The 23,550-nt window shown below is 68.0% G+C and carries 15 protein-coding genes; 7 read left to right on the top strand and 8 right to left on the bottom strand.

Going from position 1 to position 23,550, the window contains the following annotated elements; all coding sequences use genetic code 11:
- Both SB751_RS07415 and SB751_RS07410 read right to left on the bottom strand, forming a co-directional pair.
- Nucleotides 1-4,680, bottom strand: coding sequence for an RHS repeat-associated core domain-containing protein (locus SB751_RS07415; RefSeq protein ID WP_410747901.1), 4,680 nt, complete (start codon nt 4,678-4,680; stop codon nt 1-3).
- A gap of 85 nt (nt 4,681-4,765) precedes the next feature.
- Nucleotides 4,766-7,822 (bottom strand): type VI secretion system Vgr family protein, encoded by a 3,057-nt coding sequence (locus tag SB751_RS07410; RefSeq protein WP_410747900.1) that lies wholly within the window; start codon nt 7,820-7,822, stop codon nt 4,766-4,768.
- Between the two features lie 173 nt (nt 7,823-7,995).
- On the opposite strand from SB751_RS07410, the gene SB751_RS07405 reads away from it, so the two are divergent.
- On the top strand, nt 7,996-9,024 hold the full coding sequence (locus SB751_RS07405) for an FUSC family protein (RefSeq protein ID WP_144199910.1): 1,029 nt from the start codon (nt 7,996-7,998) through the stop codon (nt 9,022-9,024).
- A gap of 6 nt (nt 9,025-9,030) precedes the next feature.
- On the opposite strand, the gene SB751_RS07400 is transcribed toward SB751_RS07405, so the two are convergent.
- The gene (locus SB751_RS07400) at nt 9,031-9,663 is read right to left on the bottom strand and encodes a LysE family translocator (protein WP_149138697.1); all 633 of its coding nucleotides are present in this window, start codon (nt 9,661-9,663) and stop codon (nt 9,031-9,033) included.
- A 203-nt stretch (nt 9,664-9,866) separates the two neighbouring features.
- Between SB751_RS07400 and SB751_RS07395 the strand changes: the two genes are divergently transcribed.
- The 4 genes from SB751_RS07395 to SB751_RS07380 all read left to right on the top strand — a co-directional run bounded on the left by SB751_RS07395 (nt 9,867) and on the right by SB751_RS07380 (nt 15,685).
- Entirely contained in the window at nt 9,867-10,751 is an 885-nt protein-coding gene (locus SB751_RS07395; protein WP_144199906.1) for a YihY/virulence factor BrkB family protein, read from the top strand.
- 225 nt (nt 10,752-10,976) lie between these two features.
- Nucleotides 10,977-13,220: an NADP-dependent isocitrate dehydrogenase gene (locus SB751_RS07390; protein ID WP_144199904.1), complete on the top strand. Its 2,244-nt coding sequence runs from the start codon at nt 10,977-10,979 to the stop codon at nt 13,218-13,220.
- A gap of 108 nt (nt 13,221-13,328) precedes the next feature.
- Nucleotides 13,329-15,263, top strand: a complete 1,935-nt coding sequence (locus SB751_RS07385; protein WP_144199902.1) for an ATP-binding protein — start codon at nt 13,329-13,331, stop codon at nt 15,261-15,263.
- A 68-nt stretch (nt 15,264-15,331) separates the two neighbouring features.
- Nucleotides 15,332-15,685 carry a DUF1428 domain-containing protein gene (locus SB751_RS07380; RefSeq protein ID WP_144199900.1) on the top strand — a complete coding sequence of 118 codons (354 nt, stop codon included), beginning with the start codon at nt 15,332-15,334 and terminating at the stop codon, nt 15,683-15,685.
- A 7-nt stretch (nt 15,686-15,692) separates the two neighbouring features.
- Here the strand turns inward: SB751_RS07380 and SB751_RS07375 are convergent, their stop codons facing one another.
- On the bottom strand, nt 15,693-16,571 hold the full coding sequence (locus SB751_RS07375; protein WP_410747899.1) for a LysR family transcriptional regulator: 879 nt from the start codon (nt 16,569-16,571) through the stop codon (nt 15,693-15,695).
- Between the two features lie 144 nt (nt 16,572-16,715).
- On the opposite strand from SB751_RS07375, the gene SB751_RS07370 reads away from it, so the two are divergent.
- Nucleotides 16,716-17,858 carry a TauD/TfdA family dioxygenase gene (locus SB751_RS07370; protein WP_211943262.1) on the top strand — a complete coding sequence of 381 codons (1,143 nt, stop codon included), beginning with the start codon at nt 16,716-16,718 and terminating at the stop codon, nt 17,856-17,858.
- A 49-nt stretch (nt 17,859-17,907) separates the two neighbouring features.
- Nucleotides 17,908-18,864: a tripartite tricarboxylate transporter substrate-binding protein gene (locus SB751_RS07365; protein WP_144199894.1), complete on the top strand. Its 957-nt coding sequence runs from the start codon at nt 17,908-17,910 to the stop codon at nt 18,862-18,864.
- Between the two features lie 39 nt (nt 18,865-18,903).
- Here the strand turns inward: SB751_RS07365 and SB751_RS07360 are convergent, their stop codons facing one another.
- From SB751_RS07360 to flhF, 4 genes are all read right to left on the bottom strand, one after another.
- Nucleotides 18,904-19,356: a flagellar protein FlhE gene (locus tag SB751_RS07360; protein WP_244844730.1), complete on the bottom strand. Its 453-nt coding sequence runs from the start codon at nt 19,354-19,356 to the stop codon at nt 18,904-18,906.
- Nucleotides 19,356-20,072, bottom strand: a complete 717-nt coding sequence (locus SB751_RS07355) for an RNA polymerase sigma factor FliA (RefSeq protein WP_144199892.1) — start codon at nt 20,070-20,072, stop codon at nt 19,356-19,358. Before SB751_RS07355 ends, SB751_RS07360 begins: the two co-directional genes overlap by 1 nt.
- Nucleotides 20,073-20,189: 117 nt before the next feature.
- Nucleotides 20,190-20,993, bottom strand: coding sequence for a MinD/ParA family protein (locus tag SB751_RS07350; RefSeq protein ID WP_144200069.1), 804 nt, complete (start codon nt 20,991-20,993; stop codon nt 20,190-20,192).
- 12 nt (nt 20,994-21,005) lie between these two features.
- Entirely contained in the window at nt 21,006-23,549 is a 2,544-nt protein-coding gene (gene flhF, locus SB751_RS07345) for a flagellar biosynthesis protein FlhF (protein WP_250025739.1), read from the bottom strand.
- Between the last annotated feature and the right edge of the window lies 1 nt (nt 23,550).

Genomic DNA, 23,550 nt, shown 5'->3' with positions numbered 1-23,550 from the left:
CTAACAATCCTCCCTCATGGATGCATTAAATATTGAAATCGCCTTTGCGGAAAAAACTGCCATCTGGCAGCCACTACTTTTCGGATAAGCACCACTCTCTTTTACTGCTAGTGGGTTTTTAACCATAGGCCCGCTTACCGCATCGTACCCATGAGAAAGCGTACCCTTACGGCCTCGCGTGACAAAATCAGCCCACTCCGAGTCTGCAAAATCGAATACTTTTATATTCAATTTCTGTAATTCCGCATCCGGAACGGCAAACGTGGTAATGGTTGGGCGCTTTTTTGAACGCCAATCCTCTGCTTGCGCCCTATCTGTCGTCACATAAAATCCTCTTTTTCCTGCGGGGTTAAAATCCAGATTTGCGCGACTCCTTGCAGGATCAATTCCCCCTTTAATATCCCCTGCATGGTAGAAAGTTGTTGTCTTTTCAAGGGCTGAAAGTCCGAGGGGATCGAGATACTGCACCGGATTCGGTGCATACGCGTAGGCATTAATCCCGCCTTCCAGCCCAATCGGGTCCTTGCTCACAAACCGCCCGCTTACCGGATCATAGTACCGGTGCCGGTTGTAATGCAGCCCTGTCTCGGGGTCGTAATACTGGCCCTGGAAGCGCAGTGGGTTGGCAATGCCTGCCTTGCGCGCCGCTTCGGTGATGACCTCGCGCGCGGCGCCCCATGCCTTGTACTGGGCAGACCATGCAATCTCGCCGGTCTCGTCGGTCAACTCCTGCGGTGTGCCGAGGTGATCGCATTGGTACCAGGCGATGGCGTCGAACGGCCGGGGGGCGATGTCCTCGGTCCACAGCGGATCCTCATCGATGTCGTAGTCGCCCGCGTAGTCGGGCTGGCGATGCAGGGCGATGGCGTCATGGCGCACAGCCTGGGCCAGCGGTATGAAGGTGCCGGGCTCGTACAGATAGTGCGTGCTGCGGTCCGGCCGGCTTTCCCACGCCAGTTGGTCGCCGTCCCAGCCATAGAGCGTGACGCCCTGGGCGGAGGACGACTTGACGAGCCTACGCCCCAGCGCGTCGTAGATGTACTGCACTGACAGGTCCGCTTGGCGATAGCCGGCCAGCCGATTGAAAGCATCCCACGTGAAGGAGGCCGCCACGCCATGGTCCAGACGTCCGATGAGGTTGCCGCGTTCGTCCCATTGATATTGGGTGCCGGCGTATTGCCGGAGCAGGTTGTCCACCAGCCTCGGGCGGCCGGTCAGGCGACTATCGGTGGCCCGTCGTCCATGTGCCGGAGTAGCCTCATACAAGCGCGTATCGGGATCGTCGAGCAGGTTGCCGGCCGGGTCGAAGGCGAACGTTTCGCTGCCCAGTGCGCTGTGCGCAGCGAGCAGCCGGCCCACTGGGTCATAGCGATATCGCAGCGTGCCGCGCCGCATGTCGCGGATACCCGATAGCTGCCCGACCGCGTCGTACTGGTACTGGCGGTGCAGCAAGCGATGGCCCGCCCGGGCGCCCTCGATGTGGGATAGCGTCTGTTCCACCAGGCGCCCCGCCGGATCGTAGGCCTGCGCATGGGCGAGCCGGTTGCCCTGCGTGCGAAGCACCTCCCGGTGCAGGTCGTCGCGCTCCAGATGGACCAGTTCGCGGTCATCCAGCATCACGCCGTGCACGTGCCCCGCGCCGTAAGTCAGCGCGGCCACGCGGTGTCCGTCCGGACGGATCGTGGCGATGCGCTGGTGCAGCGCGTCTAACTCGTGCCGCCAGACCGCCACCAGCGGCTGCTCCAGGCACCGGTAGTGCTGATGTTCGCGCACCACATTGCCCGCGGCGTCGTGGAACCATTGCAGGCGGCTGTCCGCGTTCTCGGCCAGGATCATGCGGCCGTCGCCGTCATAGGCGAACGTCTCGGCCTGGCTGTGCCTGACCTGGCCTTGTCGATCCAGCTGGCCCGCCTCGCGGCGGATCAGGCGACCGGCTGCATCGAATGCGTACGTCGTCTGCAGTTGCCCGGCATCGACGCTTCTTGTCAGCCTGCCCGTAGCGGGGTCATGGTGGTGGCGCGTCGTCTTGCCGTCGAAGCCGGTTTCCTCGAGCAGGCGCCCTACCGGGTCGTAGTGGAACTCGGTCCTGGCGTCGTTCTCGTTGACGAGTGTAATGAGCCGTCCGAGCTTGTCCCACTGGTAGCCGAGCGTGCGGCCCGCCGCATCGGTGCGCCCTGCTATCAGGCCGGCCTCGCTGTAGTGCCAGGTGGTACGCCGGTGCAGCGCATCGGTGTACGCCAGCAGCCGGCCTTCAGCGTCGCGCTCGAAGTATTCCGCGCGCCCATCGGGGTGGCTGACGCTGGCCAGTTGCCCGGCCTCGTACTGGTACTGGGTCGCCTCGCCTGCCGCATTCGTGAATGTCACCAGCTCGCCGCGCGCGCCATACTGCCAGGTGCTGGTCTTGGCCGAGCAATCGGTATAGCTGGCGAGTTGCCCCGAGGTGGTGTAGGCCAACTGCTTCTTCCCGCCCCGTGCGTCGAGTATTTCTACCAGCAAGCCGGTCTGGCTGTAGGCATATTCCGTCTTGTGTCCGAGCGGGTCAGTCTCCTCGATCAGATTGCCGCGGTCGTCATGGCGGCGCTGCCACAGCCCGCCCTCGGCATCCCGGATGCCGATGAGTTGGTCGCCGTCGTCCCAGGCGTAGTGCACCGCGCTGCCGTCCGGGCGCAGGTGCTCGAGCAGGTTGCCGCGCCCATCGTAGGCGAACCTGTCCACGGCACCGTCCGTACGCACATGCCGCACAACATTCTTGGCGTCGTCGCGGAAGAACCATTCGGATCGTCCGTCGGGATGCCGGATCCGATAGGTGTAGCCGAGGATGTCGTAGTAATGCGAGGTTTCGTGGCCGAGCGCGTCGGTCACGCAGGTCACGCGGATGTCGGGGTCCCACGCCAGGCGGATGTCGAAACTGCCGTCATCGGCCCATTCGCGCACCGCCCGGGCATTGGGGCCGTCGCCGTGCCACTGCAGGTTCGTGCCGCGTCCGGTGCGGTCCGTGTAGCGCGTGAGCAGGTGATGCCGGTAGGTGTAGTCCCAGTGGGCGGCGTTCTCGTCCTGCGCCATCACGAGATCGCCCGCGCCGTCGTAGGTATAGCGCGAGAGCTGCCGCACAAGCTGGCCGTCGGCGATCTGCCACAGTTCGGCAATGCGCCCGGCCGCGTCGGGGCGGACGCCGATGTGGGCCATCGTCGCCGTACCTTGATAGGCGATCACATCCGACAGCACGGTGTCGCCGTGAACGCGATGGTCATAGTGCAGCGCCACGCCCGCGCCGCTGCGCAGCTTGATGCCGGTCAGGCGGAAACGCTGCCCGTGGCGGCGGTAGGTCTCCTGAGCTTCGAAACCCCGGGCGAGCGTCAGCGCGTTCTCCGACACCCGCACAAGCGTGATGTTCTCGATCGGATCGTGGTGGAACTTGCCAATCTCGGGGAGCGGATATGCATGGCTGCGGCCATCGCCGGCGTGATACACCACGCCCTTGGACACCTGATCGAAGCGGGTGGTGTACGGGGTGATCCAGCGCGCGCCGCATGGGTTCGATACACCGGTGTCGTAGGCGGCGAGGCTCGAGCGGTAGGTACGCGTCCAGGCAAGCGGCAACTGTCCCGGCAGGATGAAATCGGTGTGCGACAGCGTCTCGTCGCCGGTGGCGAAGCTGATGCTGCGCCGGCTGCCGGAGGGTGCCGGGCAGTTTCGGCAGCCGGGGCTGCCCCGTGCTGGCGCCTGACGGCCGATGGCGCCCAGTTCGCCATCCTGCGCGCGTTGCCGTGCCTCGCTGGTGTACTTCGGATGGACATTGGCGCTCTGGCCGGCGCGCCGCTTCTGGCGCCAGCGCGCCACCGCCTGGGCAAGTATCGCCAGCAGCCAGCCGAGGCTGTGCGCGGCCCGCGGATCAGCCAACTTCGCCAGTTGCGCCCGCAGCGTCGGGCCCATCTCGCGCAGGGCGCCCGCGCTGGCGGCCACCTGCTGCCGCATCTTCTCGGGCATCGCGAGCCGCACCGCCGTGTTGGCCACCGCCTTGCCCGACGCCTTGTGGGCATCCCACACCGCACCAAAGATATTGCCGATGGCCGCCCGGGGATCGTTCAGCAACTGCTCCGCCGCAACGCCGGCTTGCGTGCGGGCCGACCGCGCGTTGCCGGCGGCGTCGAGCCGGCCCAGCGCGACGGCTTCCATCCCGCCGGCAATCTCGCCCAGCAGCCTCTCGCCCAGGGCGCCGGCATCTTCCAGGATGCTGCCCAGCTTCGCCTGCGCCTGCTGCACAAAATCGTCAAGCTCGCCGATGATGGTGGCGTTCAAATGCCCGACCAGCACCTCGATCAACCCATCTCCGAGAGCAGCCGTGGCGGCGTGGCGCAGTTCCTGACGAACCAGTGCGAGCGTGGGCCGCAGGCTCATGCGTGCCGCTGCCATGCCCGGTGGCAACGGCAGGACGCCGATCAGGTTAATCCCCAGGCTGGCCCAGTCGAACACATCGCGCGAGCGGCTGCGCATCAGCGCGAAGATGTCGTTGAGCGCATCGACCAGTGCCATGATGTTGCCCACCACGGGCAAGCCGCCGGCCACGGCCTGGATGCGCGCCAGCGTCACCAGCCCGCCACTGGCCTGCCGCAGCCACGCATCGACCTGCGCGGCACCCCGGCCCACATCCTCCACGGCGATGGTATTGAGCGGGGCCACTACTGTCTCGGGCGGGCGCGGAGCAGGTGAAGGCGTCGGTTGGGACATGGCTGGGCGTGATGGCGATGGAGGGTTTCGGCGGGAATCAGGAGACAAATCCCGGCGTGGTCATCGAAGGCCGGGCGGGATGCGATACGGCCTTGGCCAACGCCGGCACCGCCATCGACGTCGGCATCGCGATCGGCATCGCCTGGCCCAGCAGCGCCTGGGCGCCGGACAGGCCGAATGCCGCAAGCCCATCGGGAATGCCCTTGACCGCCGTGGTGAGCTGTTGCGCGAACTGCAGTGCCTGGCTGGTCTCGCTGGCCCGGCTGGCGGCAGCGAGCACCTGCCCGGCGACAAACCCGGCGGCGCTGTCGGCCATCGCGCTGGCGCCCGCCTGCCCTGCCGCGCGCGGCGACCATGTCGGCTGGCCGACATGACTGGCCTCGACCCAGGTATCGGCGGGGTCCTTGCCAAAGCGCACCGTGGCAGGGCCCGGTGCAAGCCCGCCGACGGCCGCGAAGCCCTTGGCGTTCAAGCGGCCGGTCACGGCCTTGCCCAACGCGTCCTCCACGCGGAACTCCCCACCGATGCCGGTGCGGTTGGCGTAGTGGTTGAACAGTTCGAGATTGCCTTGCCCGGGCTTGCGCGGCGGCGGGAACGCCGCGGCACCGCGCTGTGCCGTGATCAGGGCATAGCTGGCGGTGCGAATGACATACGCGGCGCCGGTGCGATGCGTGATGCCGCCCGCGTCATAAGTGGTACTGCTGCCGCCGCCGCTGATGACGAGCTGCTGCCGGGCCGACAGCGTGATCCGGTCGGCGGTGGCCGTGATCCCGATCCGGGCCAGCAGGTTGATGCTGTCGCGCAGCGCGCGCAGGTCGATGTCGCCGCCGGCCGCCACCAGCCGCCACCCCATGCTCTGGATAAAGATCCGCACGCCCCGGCTCGCGCTGGCCAGCAGCCGCTTGCCCACGGCCAGGCTGGTATGCCCGCCGCTGGTGAGCGCCAGATGCTCGCCCGAAGCAAGATGCGTGGAGCGCGCCGTGGTGGCCTCGATGCCGGCCGGGCTGGCAAGCACAAGGTGCGGCGCGGCCAGTTCGGGAAAGCTGCCGGCATCCGCGTTGGCGACCCCTGTGCCGTGGATGTCGTCGTTCTGCTGCTGGATGGCGCTGGCCACTTCGGCCTGGTCGGCCGCGTCCTGCGCCGCGTGCTGCTGCGCCAGCGCGGCCAGCGTTTCCTGCTGTGCACGGGCCACCGCCAGCCGCTCCACGGTCTCGCCCAGGTCCTTGTGATGCGCGCTGGCGTTGGCACGTCGCTCGGTGGTCAGCAGCATGCCGTGGGCGCGCACTACGCCCTGGCCGTCCGTGCGCAGCTCGAAACCCTCGCCCCGCTTGTCCTTGCGCCCGGCGCCGTGCAGCACGCGCGTCAAGAAGCCGAGGCCAAGCCATGAGGTCTGATGGTCGCTCTGCAACTGGGTCTGGATTTCTCCCTGGGTATCGTCCTGGACAAAGGCGTTGGCGCGCTCGCCATGCAATTCCTTGCTGACAAAGCCGGACAGCGCGTGCTGCGCCGGCAGGGGCCACTGCGGCATATTGAGGCGGTTCGGTACGCGGCCGGTGACGATGGGACAATCGGGATCGCCATTCAGGTGCTCGACCACCACCTCCTGGCCGATGCGCGGCACGTGCACCGCCCCGAAGCGATTGCCCTGCCACGCCGAAGACACCCGCACCCAGCATGAGCTGTTGGCGTTGCGCTGGCCGATCCGGTCCCAATGCATCTGGATACGGATGCGCCCATACGCGTCAGTCCACGTCTCCTCGCCCTCCGGCCCTACCACCGTGGCGGTCTGCGGGCCACTGGCGCGCGGCTTGGGCTGCGTCCGCTCGGGCCGGAACAGCACGTTCGTCGGCTGCGCCGTGAAGGCGACCTCGCAACGCCACTGCTGGCCGATGCCCGACGCTTCGGGCACATCCTCGATCTCCAGATCGGCGCCGAGGATCAGGTACTCGCGATTTGCCCTGTCCTGGACGAAATGGCTCAGCTTGAACGTGCACCCTGGCACCATGGCGCGCACGTGGCCCCGTCCGCTCGCCCGGCTGCCGTGCTGGCGGAGGGCCTCCATCCGCAGCCCGGCGACATGGCCGCCTTCACGCCACGGGTCGTTGTCGGTGGCGGGCTGGCCATGATCGCCTGGATAGTCATAGACCTCTGCCTCGGCATGCGCGGTGTCGAGTGGCGCCGCCGAGCGCACCGCGAGATCCGCGCCTGGCTTGACGAAATCGTAGTCGGAACTGGCCCATTGGCCGGACACGAGGCGGTCGTGCAGCACGAACGCGTGCAGGCATTCCTCGTCGATGCGGTCCGCGCTGCGCTGCCAGCGAATGGTGTGGTAGGCGGCGCTGCTGTACGGCGCGAACGCACTGTTGGCATCGGTCAGCACCAGCCGGTGCTTGCCGTCGCTGTGCGCGATGTGCCAGGAGATGCCCCATTCCTGGGTCAGGCGCTGGAAAAAATCGAAGTCGCTCTCGCCGTACTGCACCTGGTATTCACGGCTGGGATAGCGCGCCGCGTCGACGCGCCATTCCACGGGGAAGGCGTAGGCGCAGAGCAGCGCGTCGAGGATCTCGACCACGGTTTGTTGCTGAAAGACGCGGTAGTCCGTCGTCAGCGTGGCCAGCCAGAGCCACGGGCGCAGCGTCAGGCAGTAAGCGATCTGCCGACCCTGCGGGATCGGGCCGCGCACGCCGGTAATCAGCCCCGTGATCTCCCGCGTGCCCGCGCCGATGCGGCCAGATGGCCCGGCGCCGCTGCCGTCGAGTTCAATCGCAACCGTCAGTTCCTGGCCGCGCAGCGCGTGCGTGTCGAGGTTCGCCGCCGGGCCGGACGGCGCGTGCCGCGCGTCGGGGGTTTTCAGTTCCACTTCGTATTCGAACAGCTCGCACAGCCGCTCCGTGCCGGACAGCCGCGAAAACACCAGCGCCGGTGTACCCATCAGCGTGGGCAGACCGGCGCAGCGGACAGAGACGGTACGGGACGGCAGCGGCGATGGCTCGCGCATATCGGAGCGGTCGATACAGGATGAAGGCTGGGCGGCGGTATGCGCCGGCTTGCCGCACGGCGCAGCAAGCACAATGCGGCGAAAGGCCCGCATCATCGAATATGACAAGTTCGAAAGTGCGCTTAGATATACTTCAATGAGATCTGCATGACTCGAGATGGCAGCCAGGAGCGTGCGGTGTTAAGGAACCGGCGGCCCATGTTGCGGATCGTGCGCCGGGCTCTATACACTACAAGCGTCCCGGCCCCCCCCGAAAGGTGATCGCCCCCATGCTCGAGGCCCTGCGAAATACAACAAGCGCGCTGTTCGACCCCGATCGCCGATTCCGCCAGGCCCGCATCTTCCACGCCACGCGCGTGGCGCTGGCCCTGCTGGTCTCCATCGCGCTGACCACCGGCATCAACGTGCCGCATGGCGAATGGGCCTCGATCACGGTGCTCGTGGTCATTGGCGGGCTCCAGCATCACGGCAATATCCGCCGCCGCGCCGCCGAGCGCGGGGTGGGCACGCTGATCGGCGCCTTCGTTGGCCTGTTCCTGATCCTCCAGGAAAGCTACTTCCGTATTCCGCTGCTGACCTACCTGCTGATCGCCGTGGCGTGCGGGTATGCGGCCTACCATGCGGTCGGCAAGGGGGGATATATCGCGCTGCTGGCCGGCATTACGGTGGTCATCACGGCCGGCCACGGCGACCAGAACGTCTATGACGCGCTCTGGCGCACCGTCGATGTCATGATCGGCACGGCCATCGCGCTGGTCTTCTCGTTCGCGCTGCCGGCCTATGCGTCGTATTCGTGGCGTTTCAAGCTCGCCGGGCTGCTACGCGCCTGCGCGGCCGTCCACGCCAAGATCGAACGGGGTTTTGCGGATGAGAGCGAGCGCCAGCAGGCCATGATGAAGCTGGGCCCGCCGCTGGTGCAGCTGCGCAGCCTGATCCCCTCGGTGGCGAAGGAAACCGGCACGCCGCCGGCGGATCTGGAGGAAGTCCAGCACTGCGCGCGGGTGTGCATCAGCGCGCTGGAGATGCTGGCGACGATTCCGCCCGAGAGCATGGATGCCTGCGGAGAGGAGCACTGCATCCGCGACCTGCTGCTGGAGATGGCCAGCGCGCTGGAAGCCGGCGACGAGACCATGGTCCGCCAGAACATCACCCTGCCAGCGCCGCACCCGGACGATCCGTCCATCGGCCATAGTTCGTTTGCGTTCCTGACCCTGCAGCTGTCGGCCGAGCTGGGCCATCTGCGCGACCATCTGTCCCAGATGGCGGCGCAGCATCACTTTCCCTACGCCACGCGCTGAGCCGGGTTACTTCCGGTCCGTCAGCGCGATGCGCATGGCCAGCGCGCCGAGTACCGTTCCCATCACATAGCGCTGCGCGCGCAGCCATCGCTCGCTGCGCGACAGGAACGCGGTAATCCCGGACGCCCCCATCACCAGCAGGAAGTTCACCGCACCGCTGACGCCGATCTGCACCGCGCCCAGTTGCAGGCTCTGCCACAGCACGGAGCCCTGCTCGGGATGCAGGAACTGCGGGAAGAACGACAGGTAGAACATCGCCACCTTGGGATTCAGCAGATTGGTGACAAAGCCCATGCTGAACAGCTTGCGCGGCGGATCGGCCGGCAGCGCGCGGGCCTGGAACGGCGCCGCGCCGCCGGGGCGCACCGCCTGCCAGGCCAGCCAGAGCAGATAGGCCGCGCCGGCCAGCCGGATGGCATCGAAGGCGAACGGCACCGCCATCAGTAGCGCGGTCAGCCCCAGCGCGGCGGCCATCAGGTGGACCACAAACCCGAGCAGCACGCCCGCCAGCGAGACCAGCCCAGCCGCCCGGCCCTGGCACAGCGCGCGGGACACGCAATAGATCATGTTCGGCCCCGGGGTCAGCACCAGGACAAGGGCGGCCAGGGCAAAGAAGGCCAGGTCGTGCCAGTCGAGCATGTCGGATTTCCTTCAAAAAGGGCGACTTCGGGGGATCGGGCCATTATAGGAACGGGTGCCCTCGTCGAGTGGATACAGATGCGCATGGCTTTCGGCCACATCTGTACAGCACCGGCCGCCGTGTCGGACAAACTCGCCTTGCCGGGGCACCGCTGATGGGCCACATTGGGGCCACATTGGTCTGTGACGCCTCCTTGCCTCCCATGCCCATCCTCGACACCCGCATCCGGCACGTCCTTCAACACCCCGGCCGCTTCATCCTGACCACGCTCCGGGAATTCCGCGCCAACCAGGGCCTGCTGCTGGCCGGGGCGGTGGCGTACTACGCGCTGCTGTCGATCGTGCCGTTGCTGATCCTGATGCTGATTGGCCTGTCGCACGTGATCGACCCGGCCCGGCTGCTCGATACGCTGGCGCGCTACCTGGAATGGCTGCTCCCGGGGCAGTCACGCGCGCTGGTGGCAGAACTGGCGCGCTTCATGGAGCACCCCGCCCTCGGCTGGGTGCTGCTGGTGACGATGATCTTCTTCAGTTCGCTGGCCTTCACCGTGCTCGAGAACGCCATGTCGGTCATCTTCATCCATCGCGTGGCCATCCGGCGGCGCCATTTCCTGGTCTCGGCCATCCTGCCCTATTGCTACATCCTCGTGCTCAGCGTGGGGCTGCTGGTGGTGACACTGGTGGCGGGCGGGCTCCAGACCATCGGCGAGCGGCACCTGGAGGTGCTCGGCCATGACTGGTCGCTGGACCGCCTGTCCGGCACCCTGCTCTACCTGCTCGGGCTGGCTGGCGAGATCCTGCTGCTGACCTCGATCTACCTCGTCATGCCGGTAGGCCGGCTCTCGGTGCGCCATGCACTGGTGGGGGCGGTGTTCGCCTGCGTGCTCTGGGAGGTGTCCCGCCACGTGCTGGTCTGGTATTTCGCCACGCTGTCCCAGGTGGGGCGGGTGTACGGCTCCCTGACCACGGCCATCGTGGTGCTGCTGAGCCTGGAGATCGCCGCCACGCTGCTGCTGTTCGGCGCGCAGGTCATCGCCGCCGTGGAGCGCTCCGGCGCCGACCCGGCGCCGCAAGGCTTCCACACCTAGCCGCCAATCGGCCATTTGGCGGTAGATAACCGACAATTGCCGGATTTGTCGGCATGATGGATGACACAAACAACTTCGACATCTGAATGCCTTTGCATACATCCGCGCAAAAACCGCAATGGTTCGCCCCTCCCGACACCAAAAATAAGGCAAAATTCGGGTCTTGCCCCCGGCTGTGACCCACCCGGGGCATTTTCCAACCTGATTCTTGATGCGAGATAAGCAATGAGTACCCAGCAGCCAACCATCATCTACACCCTGACCGACGAAGCTCCGCTGCTGGCGACCAGTGCCTTCCTGCCCATCATCCGCACGTTCGCCGCCCCGGCTGGCGTGAACGTCGAAACCAGCGACATCTCGGTGGCGGCCCGCATCCTGGGCGAATTCCCCGAATTCCTGACCGAAGACCAGCGCGTGCCGGACAACCTGGCCGAACTGGGCCGCCTGACGCTGCTGCCGGATACCAACATCATCAAGCTGCCGAACATCAGCGCCTCGCTGTTCCAGCTGGTCAGCGCCATCAAGGAACTCCAGTCGAAGGGCTACAAGATCCCCGACTACCCGGAAGATCCGAAGAACGACGAGGAAAAGGCCATCCAGAAGCGCTACTCCAAGTGCCTGGGCAGCGCCGTGAACCCCGTGCTGCGCGAAGGCAACTCCGACCGCCGCGCGCCGGCCGCCGTGAAGAACTTCGCCCGCAAGCACCCGCACAGCATGGGCGAGTGGAGCATGGCTTCGCGCACCCACGTGGCGCACATGAAGCATGGCGACTTCTACCACGGCGAAAAGTCGATCACGCTGGACCGCGCCCGTGAAGTGCGCATGGAACTGGTCACCAAGAGCGGCAAGACCATTGTCCTGAAGCCGAAGGTGGCCCTGCTGGACGGCGAAGTCATCGACAGCATGTTCATGAGCAAGAAGGCCCTGCTGGCCTTCTACGAAGAACAGATGGAAGACGCGCGCAAGACCGGCGTCATGCTGAGCCTGCACGTGAAGGCAACCATGATGAAGGTGTCGCACCCGATCGTGTTCGGCCACGCCGTGAAGGTCTTCTACAAGGACGCCTTCGCCAAGCACCAGAAGCTGTTCGACGAACTGGGCGTGAACGTGAACAACGGCCTGGTGGACCTGTACACCAAGATCGAGGCGCTGCCGGAGTCGAAGCGCGAAGAAGTCATCCGCGACATGCACGCCTGCCACGAGCATCGCCCGGAACTGGCGATGGTGGACTCGGCCAAGGGCATCTCGAACCTGCACGCACCGAACGACGTGATCGTCGATGCCTCGATGCCGGCCATGATCCGTATCGGCGGCAAGATGTGGGGCGCCGACGGCCGCACCAAGGACACCAAGTGCCTGATCCCGGAATCGACCTTCGCCCGGATCTACCAGGAAATCATCAACTTCTGCAAGACCAACGGCGCCTTCGACCCGGTGACGATGGGCACGGTGCCGAACGTCGGCCTGATGGCCCAGAAGGCCGAAGAGTACGGCTCGCATGACAAGACGTTCGAGATTCCGGAAGACGGCGAGGCCCGCATCGTCGACAACGCCACCAATGAAGTGCTGTCGGCGCTGACGCAGAAGGTCGAGCAGGGCGATATCTGGCGCATGTGCCAGGTCAAGGACGCCCCGATCCGTGACTGGGTGAAGCTGGCCGTGACGCGCGCCCGCAACTCGGGCACGCCGGCCGTGTTCTGGCTGGACCCGTACCGTCCGCACGAGGCCGAGCTGATCAAGAAGGTGGAAACCTACCTGAAGGACTACGACACCAACGGCCTGGACATCCAGATCATGTCGCAGGTGCGCGCCATGCGCTACACGCTGGAACGCGTGATCCGCGGCCTGGACACCATCTCGGTGACCGGCAACATCCTGCGCGACTACCTGACCGACCTGTTCCCGATCATGGAACTGGGCACCAGCGCCAAGATGCTGTCGATCGTGCCGCTGATGGCTGGTGGCGGCCTGTACGAGACCGGCGCCGGCGGTTCGGCACCGAAGCACGTGGCCCAGCTGGTGGAAGAGAACCACCTGCGCTGGGATTCGCTGGGCGAGTTCCTGGCCCTGGCCGTGTCGCTGGAAGAGCTGGGCATCAAGTCCGGCAACGTCCGCGCCAAGGTGCTGGCCAAGACGCTGGACGCCGCCACGGGCAAGCTGCTCGACAACAACAAGAGCCCGTCGCCAAAGACCGGCCAGCTCGACAACCGCGGCAGCCAGTTCTACCTGGCCATGTACTGGGCCCAGGAACTGGCCGCGCAGAAGGACGACGCCGAACTGGCCAAGACCTTCGCACCGCTGGCCAAGACGCTGACCGACAACGAGAAGACCATTGTTGGCGAGCTGTCGGACGTGCAGGGCAAGCCGGCCGACATCGGCGGCTACTACATGCCTGACTTCGACAAGCTGGATGCCGTGATGCGCCCGAGCAAGACGCTCAACGCGGCCCTGGAGGCCGTGAAGGGCTGATGACCGCCCCCTCCGCCCCGGCACCCGGGGCGGAACCGCCAGAACGGCCGGGCCCGCGCAACCGCGTGGACCTGGCCGTTTTGCATTGACCACCACACAAGCCACATCGTGCAGGAATCCCCGCACTCCCTCGCCGCCGCCGGACTCGACAGCGCCGCCTTCCACGCGCTGGCGGACGCGCTCGACCAGGCGTTCTGCATCATCGAGGTGATTTTCGACGGCGACCGGGCAATCGACTACCGCTTTGTCACGGTCAACCACGTGTTCGAGGCCCAGACCGGGCTGCATCAGGCGCAGGGCCGCAATATGCGCGACCTCGCACCCGGGCACGAGGCCCACTGGTTCGAGATCTATGGCGAGGTGGCGCTGCGCGGCCATCCGCGCCACTTCGTCGAGCAGGCGCGCGCGCTGGACCGCTGGTTCGAGGTGCACGCCTTCCGCGTGGGCGATGGCGTCCGCCCGCTGGTCGGCGTGCTGTTCCGCGACATCACCGCCCGGCGCGAGGCCGAGGCGGCGCTGCGCAAGACCGAAACCCAGGCGCAGCTGGCCGTGGCCATCGCCCGGCTCGGCACCTTCCGGCAGGACACCGAAACCGGGCTGGTCTATATGGATGCGCGCATGCGCGAGTTGCGCGGCGGCGGCGAGGCCGAAGTCATGCCACTGGCCGAGACCCTGCAACGCGTGCACCCCGATGACCGGCCCCGGCTGCTGCAGGCCGTGGAAACCGCCATCGCCACGGCCGACGAAAGCGGCGGCGGCGGCTTCGAGGTGGACTACCGCATCCTCTGGCCCGACGGCAGCGAGCACTGGCACGCGGCCAACGGGCAGGTCGAGTTCGAGGGCGAGGGGCGCAGGCGGCACCAGGCCAGCGTGCTGGGTACGGCACTCGACATCACCGTGCGCAAGCAGGCCGAGGCCATCCTGCGCGAGGCCGACGCGCGCAAGGACGAATTCCTCGCCACGCTGGCGCACGAGCTGCGCAACCCGCTGGCCACCATCCACAACGCGCTCCAGCTCCAGCGCGCCGATGCCGCCCGGGTGGACGCGCCGCGCCTCCAGGCCATGCTCGACCGCCAGGTGGAGCACATGATGCGGCTGATCGACGAACTGATGGAGGTCTCGCGCATCACGCGCGGCGTGATCGAGCTGAAGCATGAAGCGCTCGACTTCGCCGACGTGCTGCGCAATGCCGTGGAAGCCGCCCGCCCCGCCGCCATCCAGGCGGGCCACGTGCTGACGCTGCAGCCCGCCGACGGCCCGCTGCCGGTGCACGGCGACGCGGTGCGGCTGGCGCAGATCCTCGGCAACCTGCTGGCCAACGCGGTGCGCTACACCGATCCGGGCGGCCGCATCGACGTGCACGCGTGGCGCGATGCCGCCGGCATCCACGCCGCCGTGACCGACACCGGCATCGGCATCCCGCCCGGGCATCTGGGGCGGCTCTTCGCGCTGTTCGGTCAGTTCGACAAGAACGCGCCGCGCTCGCAGGGCGGGCTCGGCATCGGGCTCGCCACCGCGCGCAAGCTGGCGCAGATGCATGGCGGCGACGTCCAGGCCGCCAGCCCCGGCCCGGGGCTGGGCAGCACCTTCACCGTCACCCTGCCGGCCAGCGACGCCCCCGCCGCGGCCGACGACGCGAAAAGCCGACCCGGCTCCCTGCCCAACCCGGTGCGCGTGCTGGTAGTGGATGACAACCGCGACGCCGCCGACAGCGTGGCGATGCTGCTGGACATGTACGGCGCGACCGCGACGGTGGCCTACGATGGCGCGAGCGCGCTGGAGTCCCTCGCCCAATGGTGGCCGGACGTGGTGCTGCTGGACCTCGGCATGCCTTCAATGGATGGCTACGAGGTGGCCACCCGCATCCGCCAGACCTGGCCCGATCGACCGGTGACGCTGGTGGCGCTGACCGGCTGGGGCCAGGCCGCCGACCGCGACCGCACCCGCGCGCATGGCTTCGACGCCCACCTCGTGAAGCCGGTGGGGCTGGACGCCCTGCTGGCGCTCCTTGCCGGCTGCGGCGGCGCTGCATCGCCCAAATAGGCCCCATTCGTCACACGTTACGCCGATGGTCTATGGTGATAAGCCCAGGACCCAGCGGAGCGAGTGCCATGGCATACATCGACGGATTCGTGCTGGCCGTGAAGACGGCCAATCGGGAAACCTACCGGCAAGTGGCGCAGAAGGCGTCTACCGTGTTCAAGGAACACGGCGCGCTGAAAGTGGTGGAATGCTGGGGCGACGATGTGCCGGAAGGCAAGGTCACCTCGTTCACCATGGCCGTCCAGCGCAAGGACGACGAGACGGTGGTGTTTTCGTGGATCCTGTGGCCCTCGCGCGAGGCGCGCGACAAGGGCATGGCCGCCGCGATGGCGGACGAACGGCTCAAGGAGGGCATGGACCCGATGCCGTTCGACGGCCAGCGCATGATCTTCGGCGGCTTCGAGGTCATCGTGGATGCCTAGTGGATGCCTAGCGGACGCCGGGTAGCAAAGTGCGCTCCACGGCCTCGGTGAGCGCCTGCAGCACCCGGCTGTCCTCGTCGGCCTTGCGCGACACCAGCGAGATCTGCAGCGTCGGCGCGTCGGCCCCCAGCCGCACGCGCCGCACGGGATAGCGGTCGCAGACCGTCGGGTCCATCAGCTGCACCACGGAGACGCCCAGCCCCGCGCTGACCATGGCGACGATGGCGATCACGCTGTCGAACTCCATCGCACTGCGTTTCTCCGGCATCACCCCGTGCACGTACCGCGCCGCCATGGCGCCGGTGACGGTGGCGCGGTCGTAGCGGATCCAGTCGTAGCGGGCGAGCAGATCGGCTGCGCTGGCCTCCCCCACGTCCGGCGGGGCGATCAGCACCATCTCCCGCGTGCCCACAGGATGCCAGCGCAGGCTCGCCACGCGGCCGGCTTCGGGCCGGGCCACCACCGCCGCATCGAGCTGCCCCGCCTTGACCAGATCCAGCAGCCCGGCGCTGCGCCCGCGTACCGGCCGCACGCGCAGCTTGGGATAGTGGTCGCGCAGGTGGCGCAGCGTGCCCGGCAGCAGCACCGGCTGGATCGACTCGATCACCCCGAGCCGGACCGAGCCCTCCACGGCCACGGACACCCGGCGCCGCAGCGCATGGAGGTAGCGCAGCCCGCCCTCCATGGCGGCGGCCACCTCGTGCGCTACGGCTGTGGGCCGCACCTGCAGGCCGGAACGGTCGAACAGGGGCTGGCCGACGTACTGCTCCAGCTGCTTCATCTGCATGCTGACCGCGCTCGGCGTGAGGTGCATCGTGGCGGCAGCCGCCGCGAACGAGCCCTCCTCGATCACGGCGGCAAGGGTGGCGAAGGTCTCCAGCTTCATCAGTTTTCCTTATCAGCGACGTCAAGGAACGTCACTTTTTCTTAGCTGTGCGGAAGCTTAGACTGGCTGCACGACGTCATGCAAGGCGCTCCGCCGGCGCCCGCATCCGACGTCCCTTCCATAAGACTCCGAGACACCGCCCCCATGACTGCCGATCACCCTACTGATCACCCAGATCACCCCCCCTATCGCCCCACCGCGTGGCTGGCCGCCGATGCCGACCGCGACACCTCCTGGATCCAGCGCCTCTCCGCCGCCGAGATCGCCAGCTTCGACGCCGCCCTGCACCACGCCAGCGCGCTGGACAAGCCGCTGCTGGAGATGACCGCCGATGACTTCCCGCTCGATGCCGCCGCGCGTGACGCGCTGGCCCGCGCCATCGACACCACGCAGGGCCGCTGGGGCATGTGCCTGGTCAAAGGCTTTCCCGTGCACCGCTGGACCGAGGACGAGACCCGCCTCGCCTACTGGGGCATGGGCCTGCACATGGGCGTGGCCCGCACGCAGAACCGCGCCAGCGACTTCATGAACGATGTGCGCGACGTGGGCGCCGCCTACAAGAGCAAGAACGGCCGGGGCTACAACACCAACGCCGGCCTCGACTTCCACACCGATTCCTGCGACGTGGTGGGCCTGCTGTGCCGCCGCGCCGCCCGTACCGGCGGCGCGAGCAAGGTGGTCAGCTCGATCGCCCTGCGGGACGCCATGCTGCGCCGCCGCCCGGACCTCGAAGCCGTGCTCCACACCCCGTTCCACTACAGCTACCAGGGCGCGCAGGCCCCCTCCCAGCCGCCGCACTATGCCTGCACCATCCTCGGCAACCATCCGTGGGCGTTCGCCATGCGCACCAATCGCAAGAACGTGGTGGCCGCCCAGCGCGACTTCGACGATGTGCCGCGCCTGACGCCGGCCCAGGAAGCCGCCCTTGACGAACTGGACACCCTGCTGACCGACCCGAGCCTGTGCTTCTCGATGCAGCTGGAGCAGGGCGACCTGCAACTGCTGAACAACTACGTCACCGTGCATTCGCGCACGAACTTCGAGGACTACGAGGAGTTCGACCGCAAGCGCCACCTGCTGCGGCTCTGGCTGGCCGTGCCGGGGGCCCAGCCGCTGCCCGATGAGTGGGCCGACTACTTCACCGACGTCCGCGCGGGCGCGGTGCGCGGTGGCCTGCGCGGCAGCGCGCGCAGCGCCGCGTTTGACGCCTACGAGCGCCGCCAGGCCGCCGCGCTGGGCATGCCGCTGATGCCATGGGCGCCGGCCACCCGGCCCGCCACGGCCTAGGCGCCAGCATCGCCCCACAAAAAATACAAAGATAAAAACGGAGACAACCATGGAACGACGCGATTTCCTCGCGCTGCTGTCGGCGGCGCTGATCCTGCCCCCGGGTCTGGCGCGCGCGGCGCCGGCCGTCACGAAAGTCCTCGTCGGCGCCACGCCGGGCGGCGGTACCGACATCGTCGCGCGCTCGCTCTCGGCGGAGCTGGAGCAGCGGCTCAGGCATCCCTTTATCGTCGAGAACCGGGGCGGCGCGGCCGGCAATATCGCGGCCATTGCCGTGGCCAAGGCGGACCCCGATGGCGGCACGCTGCTGCTGAGCTACACCAGCCACGCCATCAATCCGGCGCTGTTCGAGAAGAAGCCGTTCGACGCCATCAAGGACTTCACGCCGATCTCGCTGATCGCCAGTTCGCCGCTGATCCTGGTGTCGCGCCCGGACCTTGGCGTCACCAACCTGCGCGAGCTGGTGGCGCTGGCGAAGGCCAAGCCGGGCAAGCTGAGCATCGCCGTGGCTGGCGTGGGCAGCGCCAACCATCTGGCGGGAGAGATGCTCAAGCACGAGGCTGGCATCGACATCGTCAGCGTGCCGTACAAGGGCGCCGGCCCGGCCGTGGCCGATGTGGTGGGCAGCCAGGCCGACCTGCTGCTCGGCAACGTGGCCACGGTGCAGCCGCTGCTGGCGGCCGGCAAGCTCAAGGGGCTCGGCGTAAGCAGCCCGCAGCGGCTGCCGGCGTTCCCGGACCTCGCCCCGATTGCCGATCTCGTGCCGGGCTTCGACTACAGCTCGTGGTATGGGCTGCTCGGCCCGGCCGGCATGCCGCCGGATCTGGTGCGGGAGCTGGAGACGGCAGTCCGCGCTGCCGTGGCGGCGCCGGCCATGCGCAAGCGCTTGCAGGGGGAAGGTCTGGTACCGGTGGGGAACAGCGCCGCCCAGTTCGCGCAGTTCCTGCAGGCGGAAATGGCGCGATGGGCGAAGGTGGTGGCCGTCACGCACACACGCGTGGCGTGAGCCAGCAGATGGGGATTGCGGGGGACGCGCCGCTGACGGTTAGCGGAAGCTGACCGTCACCTCGTTGCTGCGCCCTTGCAGCGACGGCGCCAGACCGCCGCTTCCCGGCACGCGGAAGGCGAACACGAAGCCCTTGCTGGCATCGTCACCGACGAAGGCGTTGGTCTTGCCCTCGGCGCCCGGCAGCATCACGCAGCGGTCGGCATTGCAAAGGTAGGCTTGCAGGTCCGGCGGCGGCACGCGTGTGAAGCTGTAGCGCCAGCGCACCGCAGTGATGACGCCAGCCGACTGGGGCAGCACCCCGCCCGGCACGATCGGCGCGGACAGCGCGCGCTGGCCCCGGTTCGCAATCATCGGGCCTACCGCCGAGCCGGTCCAGGCATGGCGCGACGGGCCGATTTCGAGCGTCGCCTTCGTCAAGCCCTGCGCCGCCAGGATCGCCGGCAAGAAGCCGCAGAGCGCGGCCACCGTCATCGACAGCCAGGCTCGCATTACAACAGGCCCCGCAGCTGGTTGCGCAGGCGGGTAATCGCCTGGCTGCGGATCTGGCACACGCGCGACTCGGTCACTTCCAGCACCGCGCCAATCTCGCGCAGGTTCAGCTCCTGGTCGTAGCACAGCGACAGCACCAGCTTCTCCCGCTCGGGCAGCTTGTCGATGGCGCGGATCAGCGCCTCGCGCATGCCGGACTCCATCAGCACGGTCAGCGGGTTGGCGTCGTCGGTCACGCCAAGGTGGCGGTCCAGGAAGTCTTCCTCGCCGGAACGCTCGAAGTCCTCGTAGTGCAGCAGCTGGCAGCCGTAGACCTCGTTGAGCAGCTCCTGGTACTCGTCGAGCGGCATGTCCAGTTCCTTGGCCACCTCGGAGTCGATCGGCGTGCGGCCGAGCTTCTGTTCGAGACCGCGCTGGGTGCGCTCGATCTTGCGCGTGAACTGGCGCAGGCTGCGCGACTGCCAGTCGTTGGCGCGCACCTCGTCCAGCATTGCGCCTCGGATGCGCTGGCTCGCATAGGTCTCGAAGCGCGCGCCATGGTTGTCTTCATAGCGCTTGGCGGCATCGAGCAGGCCGATCATGCCGGCCTGGATCAGGTCGTCGATCTGGACACTGGCAGGCAGCTTGGCCGCCAGTTGCAACGCGATCCGTCGCACCAGCGGCGCATGTGACTTGACCACGCCTGCCTGTTCGAGCTTTCCCTGAATCGTATACATGGTGGAATTCTCGGTAAGAACTTGGTTCGGTGCCAGCGCCCCGCCTGGCATGGTGGCCTGCGGGGCGGACTGGCTGGCTGAGTGTCGGTCCGGTTGTTGCGACTTCTTGTTCTGTTGTCAGGCGGGAACGGCCGCGGCCATTCCCGGAGAGACTGCTTCCTGGCGCAGCGGCCATGCCCCGATGCCGCTGGCCACGTGGCGCAGCGCGCCGGTGGCTGCGGCGGCCGGATAGGCCTCCACGACGCAGCGGCCCAGTTGCAGCGCGCGCGCCACCAGCGGGTCCAGCGGCAGGTAGCCCGCCAGGCTTGCCTCCACGCCCAGGTACTGGCTCGCCGTGCGGGCCAGGTTGCGCGAGAGGGCCATCACCGTCGCTTCCTTGTCCGCCATGTTGACGATCAGCTGGAAGTGACGGCATGCGAACTCATGGTGCAGCCGCTTGATGCAGGCATAGGCTGCGGTGATCGACGTGGCCTCGGGCCGCATCACGATCACGAAGTTGTGCGCCGCGCCGGCCATGGGCGACAGCGCGCCGGTCTCGCTCGACTGCGCATCGACCAGCACCGTGCGGATGCCCGGCAAGGCGCGGTCGTCGATCTGCGCGCCGGCAGGCACGTTGCCGGCCGGCAGCACCGCCACGCCACTGGCAGCGCGGGTGCCGAGCGCTGCGTCGAACGGCATCCGTCCGCCCAGCACATCGGCCAGCGTGGCCTTCGGCGCCGCGCCGGCCAGCCGGATAGCGCGCGCGGCGGCGCGATCTTCATCGGCCAGCAGCACGCGTTCGCCCTGCATGGCGAGCGCGTTGGCCAGGCCGAGCGCCACGGTGGTGGTACCGGCGCCAGCCTCGCAGCCCACCACGGCGATACGCCGGGTGACGCGCGGTGCCAGCATGCGGCGCAGGCTTTCCGCCTGGTCGGAGCCCATCAGGTTCAAGGCTTACTCTCCTGCCGGGGCCAGTTGGCGCGCGGCACTGGCGCCGATGGCGTCCATCGCCTGGCGTGCCGCGTCGGGCGTGTCGTCGAAAGCCGGCGCCGGGGCCGCGTTGCGGCCCGGGTAGTTCTCGAGCACATCCAGCAGCGCCAGCAGGCGGCCCATGCCTTCGTTGAGCACGGCGCCGGACACCGGCGCGTTGACGCGGGCGGAAGCACGGCCTGCCAGGCGCGACAGGAACGCCGGGGCCGTCGGCGTGGGGTTGTGTTGCAGGCGCAGCGCGGTCAGGCCGAGCTGCACCGAGACCAGCGTGCCGAGCGTGTCGCCATCGCCCTCACCGTCGCCCTCGTTGCCCTGCGCGAAGTGCTCCATCGCGTGGCGCAGCGTGCGGAACTGCTCTTCCGCGTGGTGCGTCCACTGGGCCCAGCGGGCCACCTGGGCCGCCACGTCGGCCAGCGCCGGGTCACACAGCACGTAGTCCACGGACAGCATGTCGCCGGTTTCGCGATCCACCAGACGGGACACCACGAGGCAAGCCTCGGTGCCGGCTTCGGCACCGGCGCCCTGGCCACGGCCACGCGCGGCGGCGCGCACCTGGCCTTCGGGTACGCGCACCATGCAGTGGCCGAGCCAGTGCACGGCATCGCGGTCGCGGCAGCTGGTGTCGCCGATGGCGAGGAAGGTGAGCGTGTCTGCGATGGTGTCGAGCTTGTTGGCAGCGCCGTCGGCAATCACCCGCGTGGTCTTGCGCGTGCCGGCCACCCAGCGCTCGCCCAGTTGCTGCCAGCGCGCCAGCGTGGCGGCGGACGGCAGCGAGGCATTGAGGTTGACCACGGTGCGGGCAGCGGCCAGCGTGGCGCGCACGGTGGCGGCTTCGGCTTCCGCCTCAGCCTCGGCCATCGACTGGCGCGTGCGGCCGGCGGGCACCACGGTGGTGGCCAGCGGCGTGCCGTCACGGTCGGCCAGCCACAGCGTCTGCTGCAGCAGTTGTGGGGCGCGGCGGCCCGGCACGGTCTGCGAGGCGGTGCCGGTTACGGCGAGTACATAGCGGTCGCACGCGCGGCTGGCGTCGCGGCACATCGACAGGCGCACCTGCTGGGCCATCTGGCGCAGCGCCGGCGCACCGGCCCCGCGTTGCTGCCACAGCGAGCGGGCCACGTCGAAGCCGTACTGCGCGCCGTTGAGTTCCTCCACGCATACGCCCACGGCGTTGGCGCTGTCGGTCAGCGAGCGCAGCACGTCGTCGGCGCCGGCGCGCTCGGTCTGGGCCGGCTCGGCGGCGCTGGCCTGGCGGCGCGCCACATCGGCATCGGCGAACAGCGAGCCACGGCGCGGCGTCAGGAAGGCACGTTCGACCAGGGCATCGGCCTGGGCCAGTTCGAGATGCTCCGGCACGCGCTGGCCGGTGGAGGCGTAGAACACGGGCAGGCGGTGACGGATCACCACATCGAGCACCGAGCCGAGGTGGGTGGCTTCGTCCAGCTTGCTGATGATGCAGCCGTCGATGCCGGCGGCGTCGCCAGCGGTGTCGTTACGGTAGGCGTGCACCACTTCATTGAGGGTGTCGCCGTGCGCGGCGCCGTTGAGCAGCAGCACACGCTGCATCGGGGCCTGCACGCCAGCCAGCATCGAGATCTGGTCGGACAGGCTGCGGTCGCGCTGGCTCATGCCCACCGTGTCGATGATGACGAGGTGCTTGTCCTTCATGGCCGACAGCGCGAAACGCAGGTCGGCGGCGTCCTTCACGGCATGCACGGGCACGCCGAGGATGTCGCCATAGATGCGCAGCTGCTCGTGCGCGCCGATCCGGAAGCGGTCGGTGGTCAGCAGCGCGAGCTTGCCGGGGCCGTGGCGCAGCACGAAGCGCGCCGCCAGCTTGGCGGTGGTGGTGGTCTTGCCGACGCCGGTCGGGCCAATCAGCGCGAGCACGCCGCCCTGCGCGAACAGCGTGTCCTCATCGGCCAGCACCGGCACCTTGCGAGCCAGTTCCTGGCGGATCCAGGCCATCGCGGCCGGACGGTCCGTGCCCACGGGCAGGTGGGCGAGCAGCGTGCGCGAGAGCTGGCCCGAGAAGCCGGCGTTGACGAGCCATTCGAACAGCGACTCGCGCAGCGGGTCGCCAGCGGCCACGCCGGCGGGCGTGTTAGCCAGGCCGGCGAACTGGCGCTCCAGCATGCTGCGCATCGAGGCCAGCTCGCCGCGCAGGTCGCCGAGTGCGGCCGGCTCGGGGGCGTCCGCGGCCATCATCGACGGCATCTGCGCCATCGGTGCCGGTGCGATCTGCGACATCGAGGGCAGCGAGCCCATCGGGCTCATCGCGCTCATCGGGTTCATCGCCAGCATCGGCGCGGAAGGCGATGATGGCAACGAAGGCGCGTACGGCTGCGCCGTGGCACTGACGGCGCCCAGGTCCGCATCGCGCATCGCCACGATCTCCACGCCGCCCTCGACGGCCCGGTTGGACAGCACCACGGCGTCGGGACCCATGGCCTCGCGCACCTTGCGCATCGCTTCGCGGCCATTGGCCGCCACAAACTTTGCCACGCTCATG

It is taken from the genome of Cupriavidus sp. SIMBA_020 (assembly GCF_046535395.1).
In the GTDB taxonomy this organism is placed as follows: Bacteria; Pseudomonadota; Gammaproteobacteria; order Burkholderiales; family Burkholderiaceae; genus Cupriavidus; species Cupriavidus campinensis.
This window is presented reverse-complemented; position numbering and strand designations above follow the sequence as displayed.

Bases quoted from the DNA above. Each gene is read 5' to 3' on its own strand.
- SB751_RS07370 (WP_211943262.1), top strand. From the start codon at position 16,716: ATGACTGCCGATCACCCTACTGATCACCCAGATCACCCCCCCTATCGC.
- SB751_RS07395 (WP_144199906.1), top strand. From the start codon at position 9,867: ATGCCCATCCTCGACACCCGCATCCGGCACGTCCTTCAACACCCCGGC.
- SB751_RS07360 (WP_244844730.1), bottom strand. From the start codon at position 19,356: ATGCGAGCCTGGCTGTCGATGACGGTGGCCGCGCTCTGCGGCTTCTTG.
- SB751_RS07380 (WP_144199900.1), top strand. From the start codon at position 15,332: ATGGCATACATCGACGGATTCGTGCTGGCCGTGAAGACGGCCAATCGG.
- SB751_RS07365 (WP_144199894.1), top strand. From the start codon at position 17,908: ATGGAACGACGCGATTTCCTCGCGCTGCTGTCGGCGGCGCTGATCCTG.
- flhF (WP_250025739.1), bottom strand. From the start codon at position 23,549: ATGAGCGTGGCAAAGTTTGTGGCGGCCAATGGCCGCGAAGCGATGCGC.
- SB751_RS07405 (WP_144199910.1), top strand. From the start codon at position 7,996: ATGCTCGAGGCCCTGCGAAATACAACAAGCGCGCTGTTCGACCCCGAT.
- SB751_RS07375 (WP_410747899.1), bottom strand. From the start codon at position 16,571: ATGAAGCTGGAGACCTTCGCCACCCTTGCCGCCGTGATCGAGGAGGGC.
- SB751_RS07350 (WP_144200069.1), bottom strand. From the start codon at position 20,993: ATGGGCTCCGACCAGGCGGAAAGCCTGCGCCGCATGCTGGCACCGCGC.
- SB751_RS07400 (WP_149138697.1), bottom strand. From the start codon at position 9,663: ATGCTCGACTGGCACGACCTGGCCTTCTTTGCCCTGGCCGCCCTTGTC.
- SB751_RS07355 (WP_144199892.1), bottom strand. From the start codon at position 20,072: ATGTATACGATTCAGGGAAAGCTCGAACAGGCAGGCGTGGTCAAGTCA.
- SB751_RS07390 (WP_144199904.1), top strand. From the start codon at position 10,977: ATGAGTACCCAGCAGCCAACCATCATCTACACCCTGACCGACGAAGCT.
- SB751_RS07410 (WP_410747900.1), bottom strand. From the start codon at position 7,822: ATGATGCGGGCCTTTCGCCGCATTGTGCTTGCTGCGCCGTGCGGCAAG.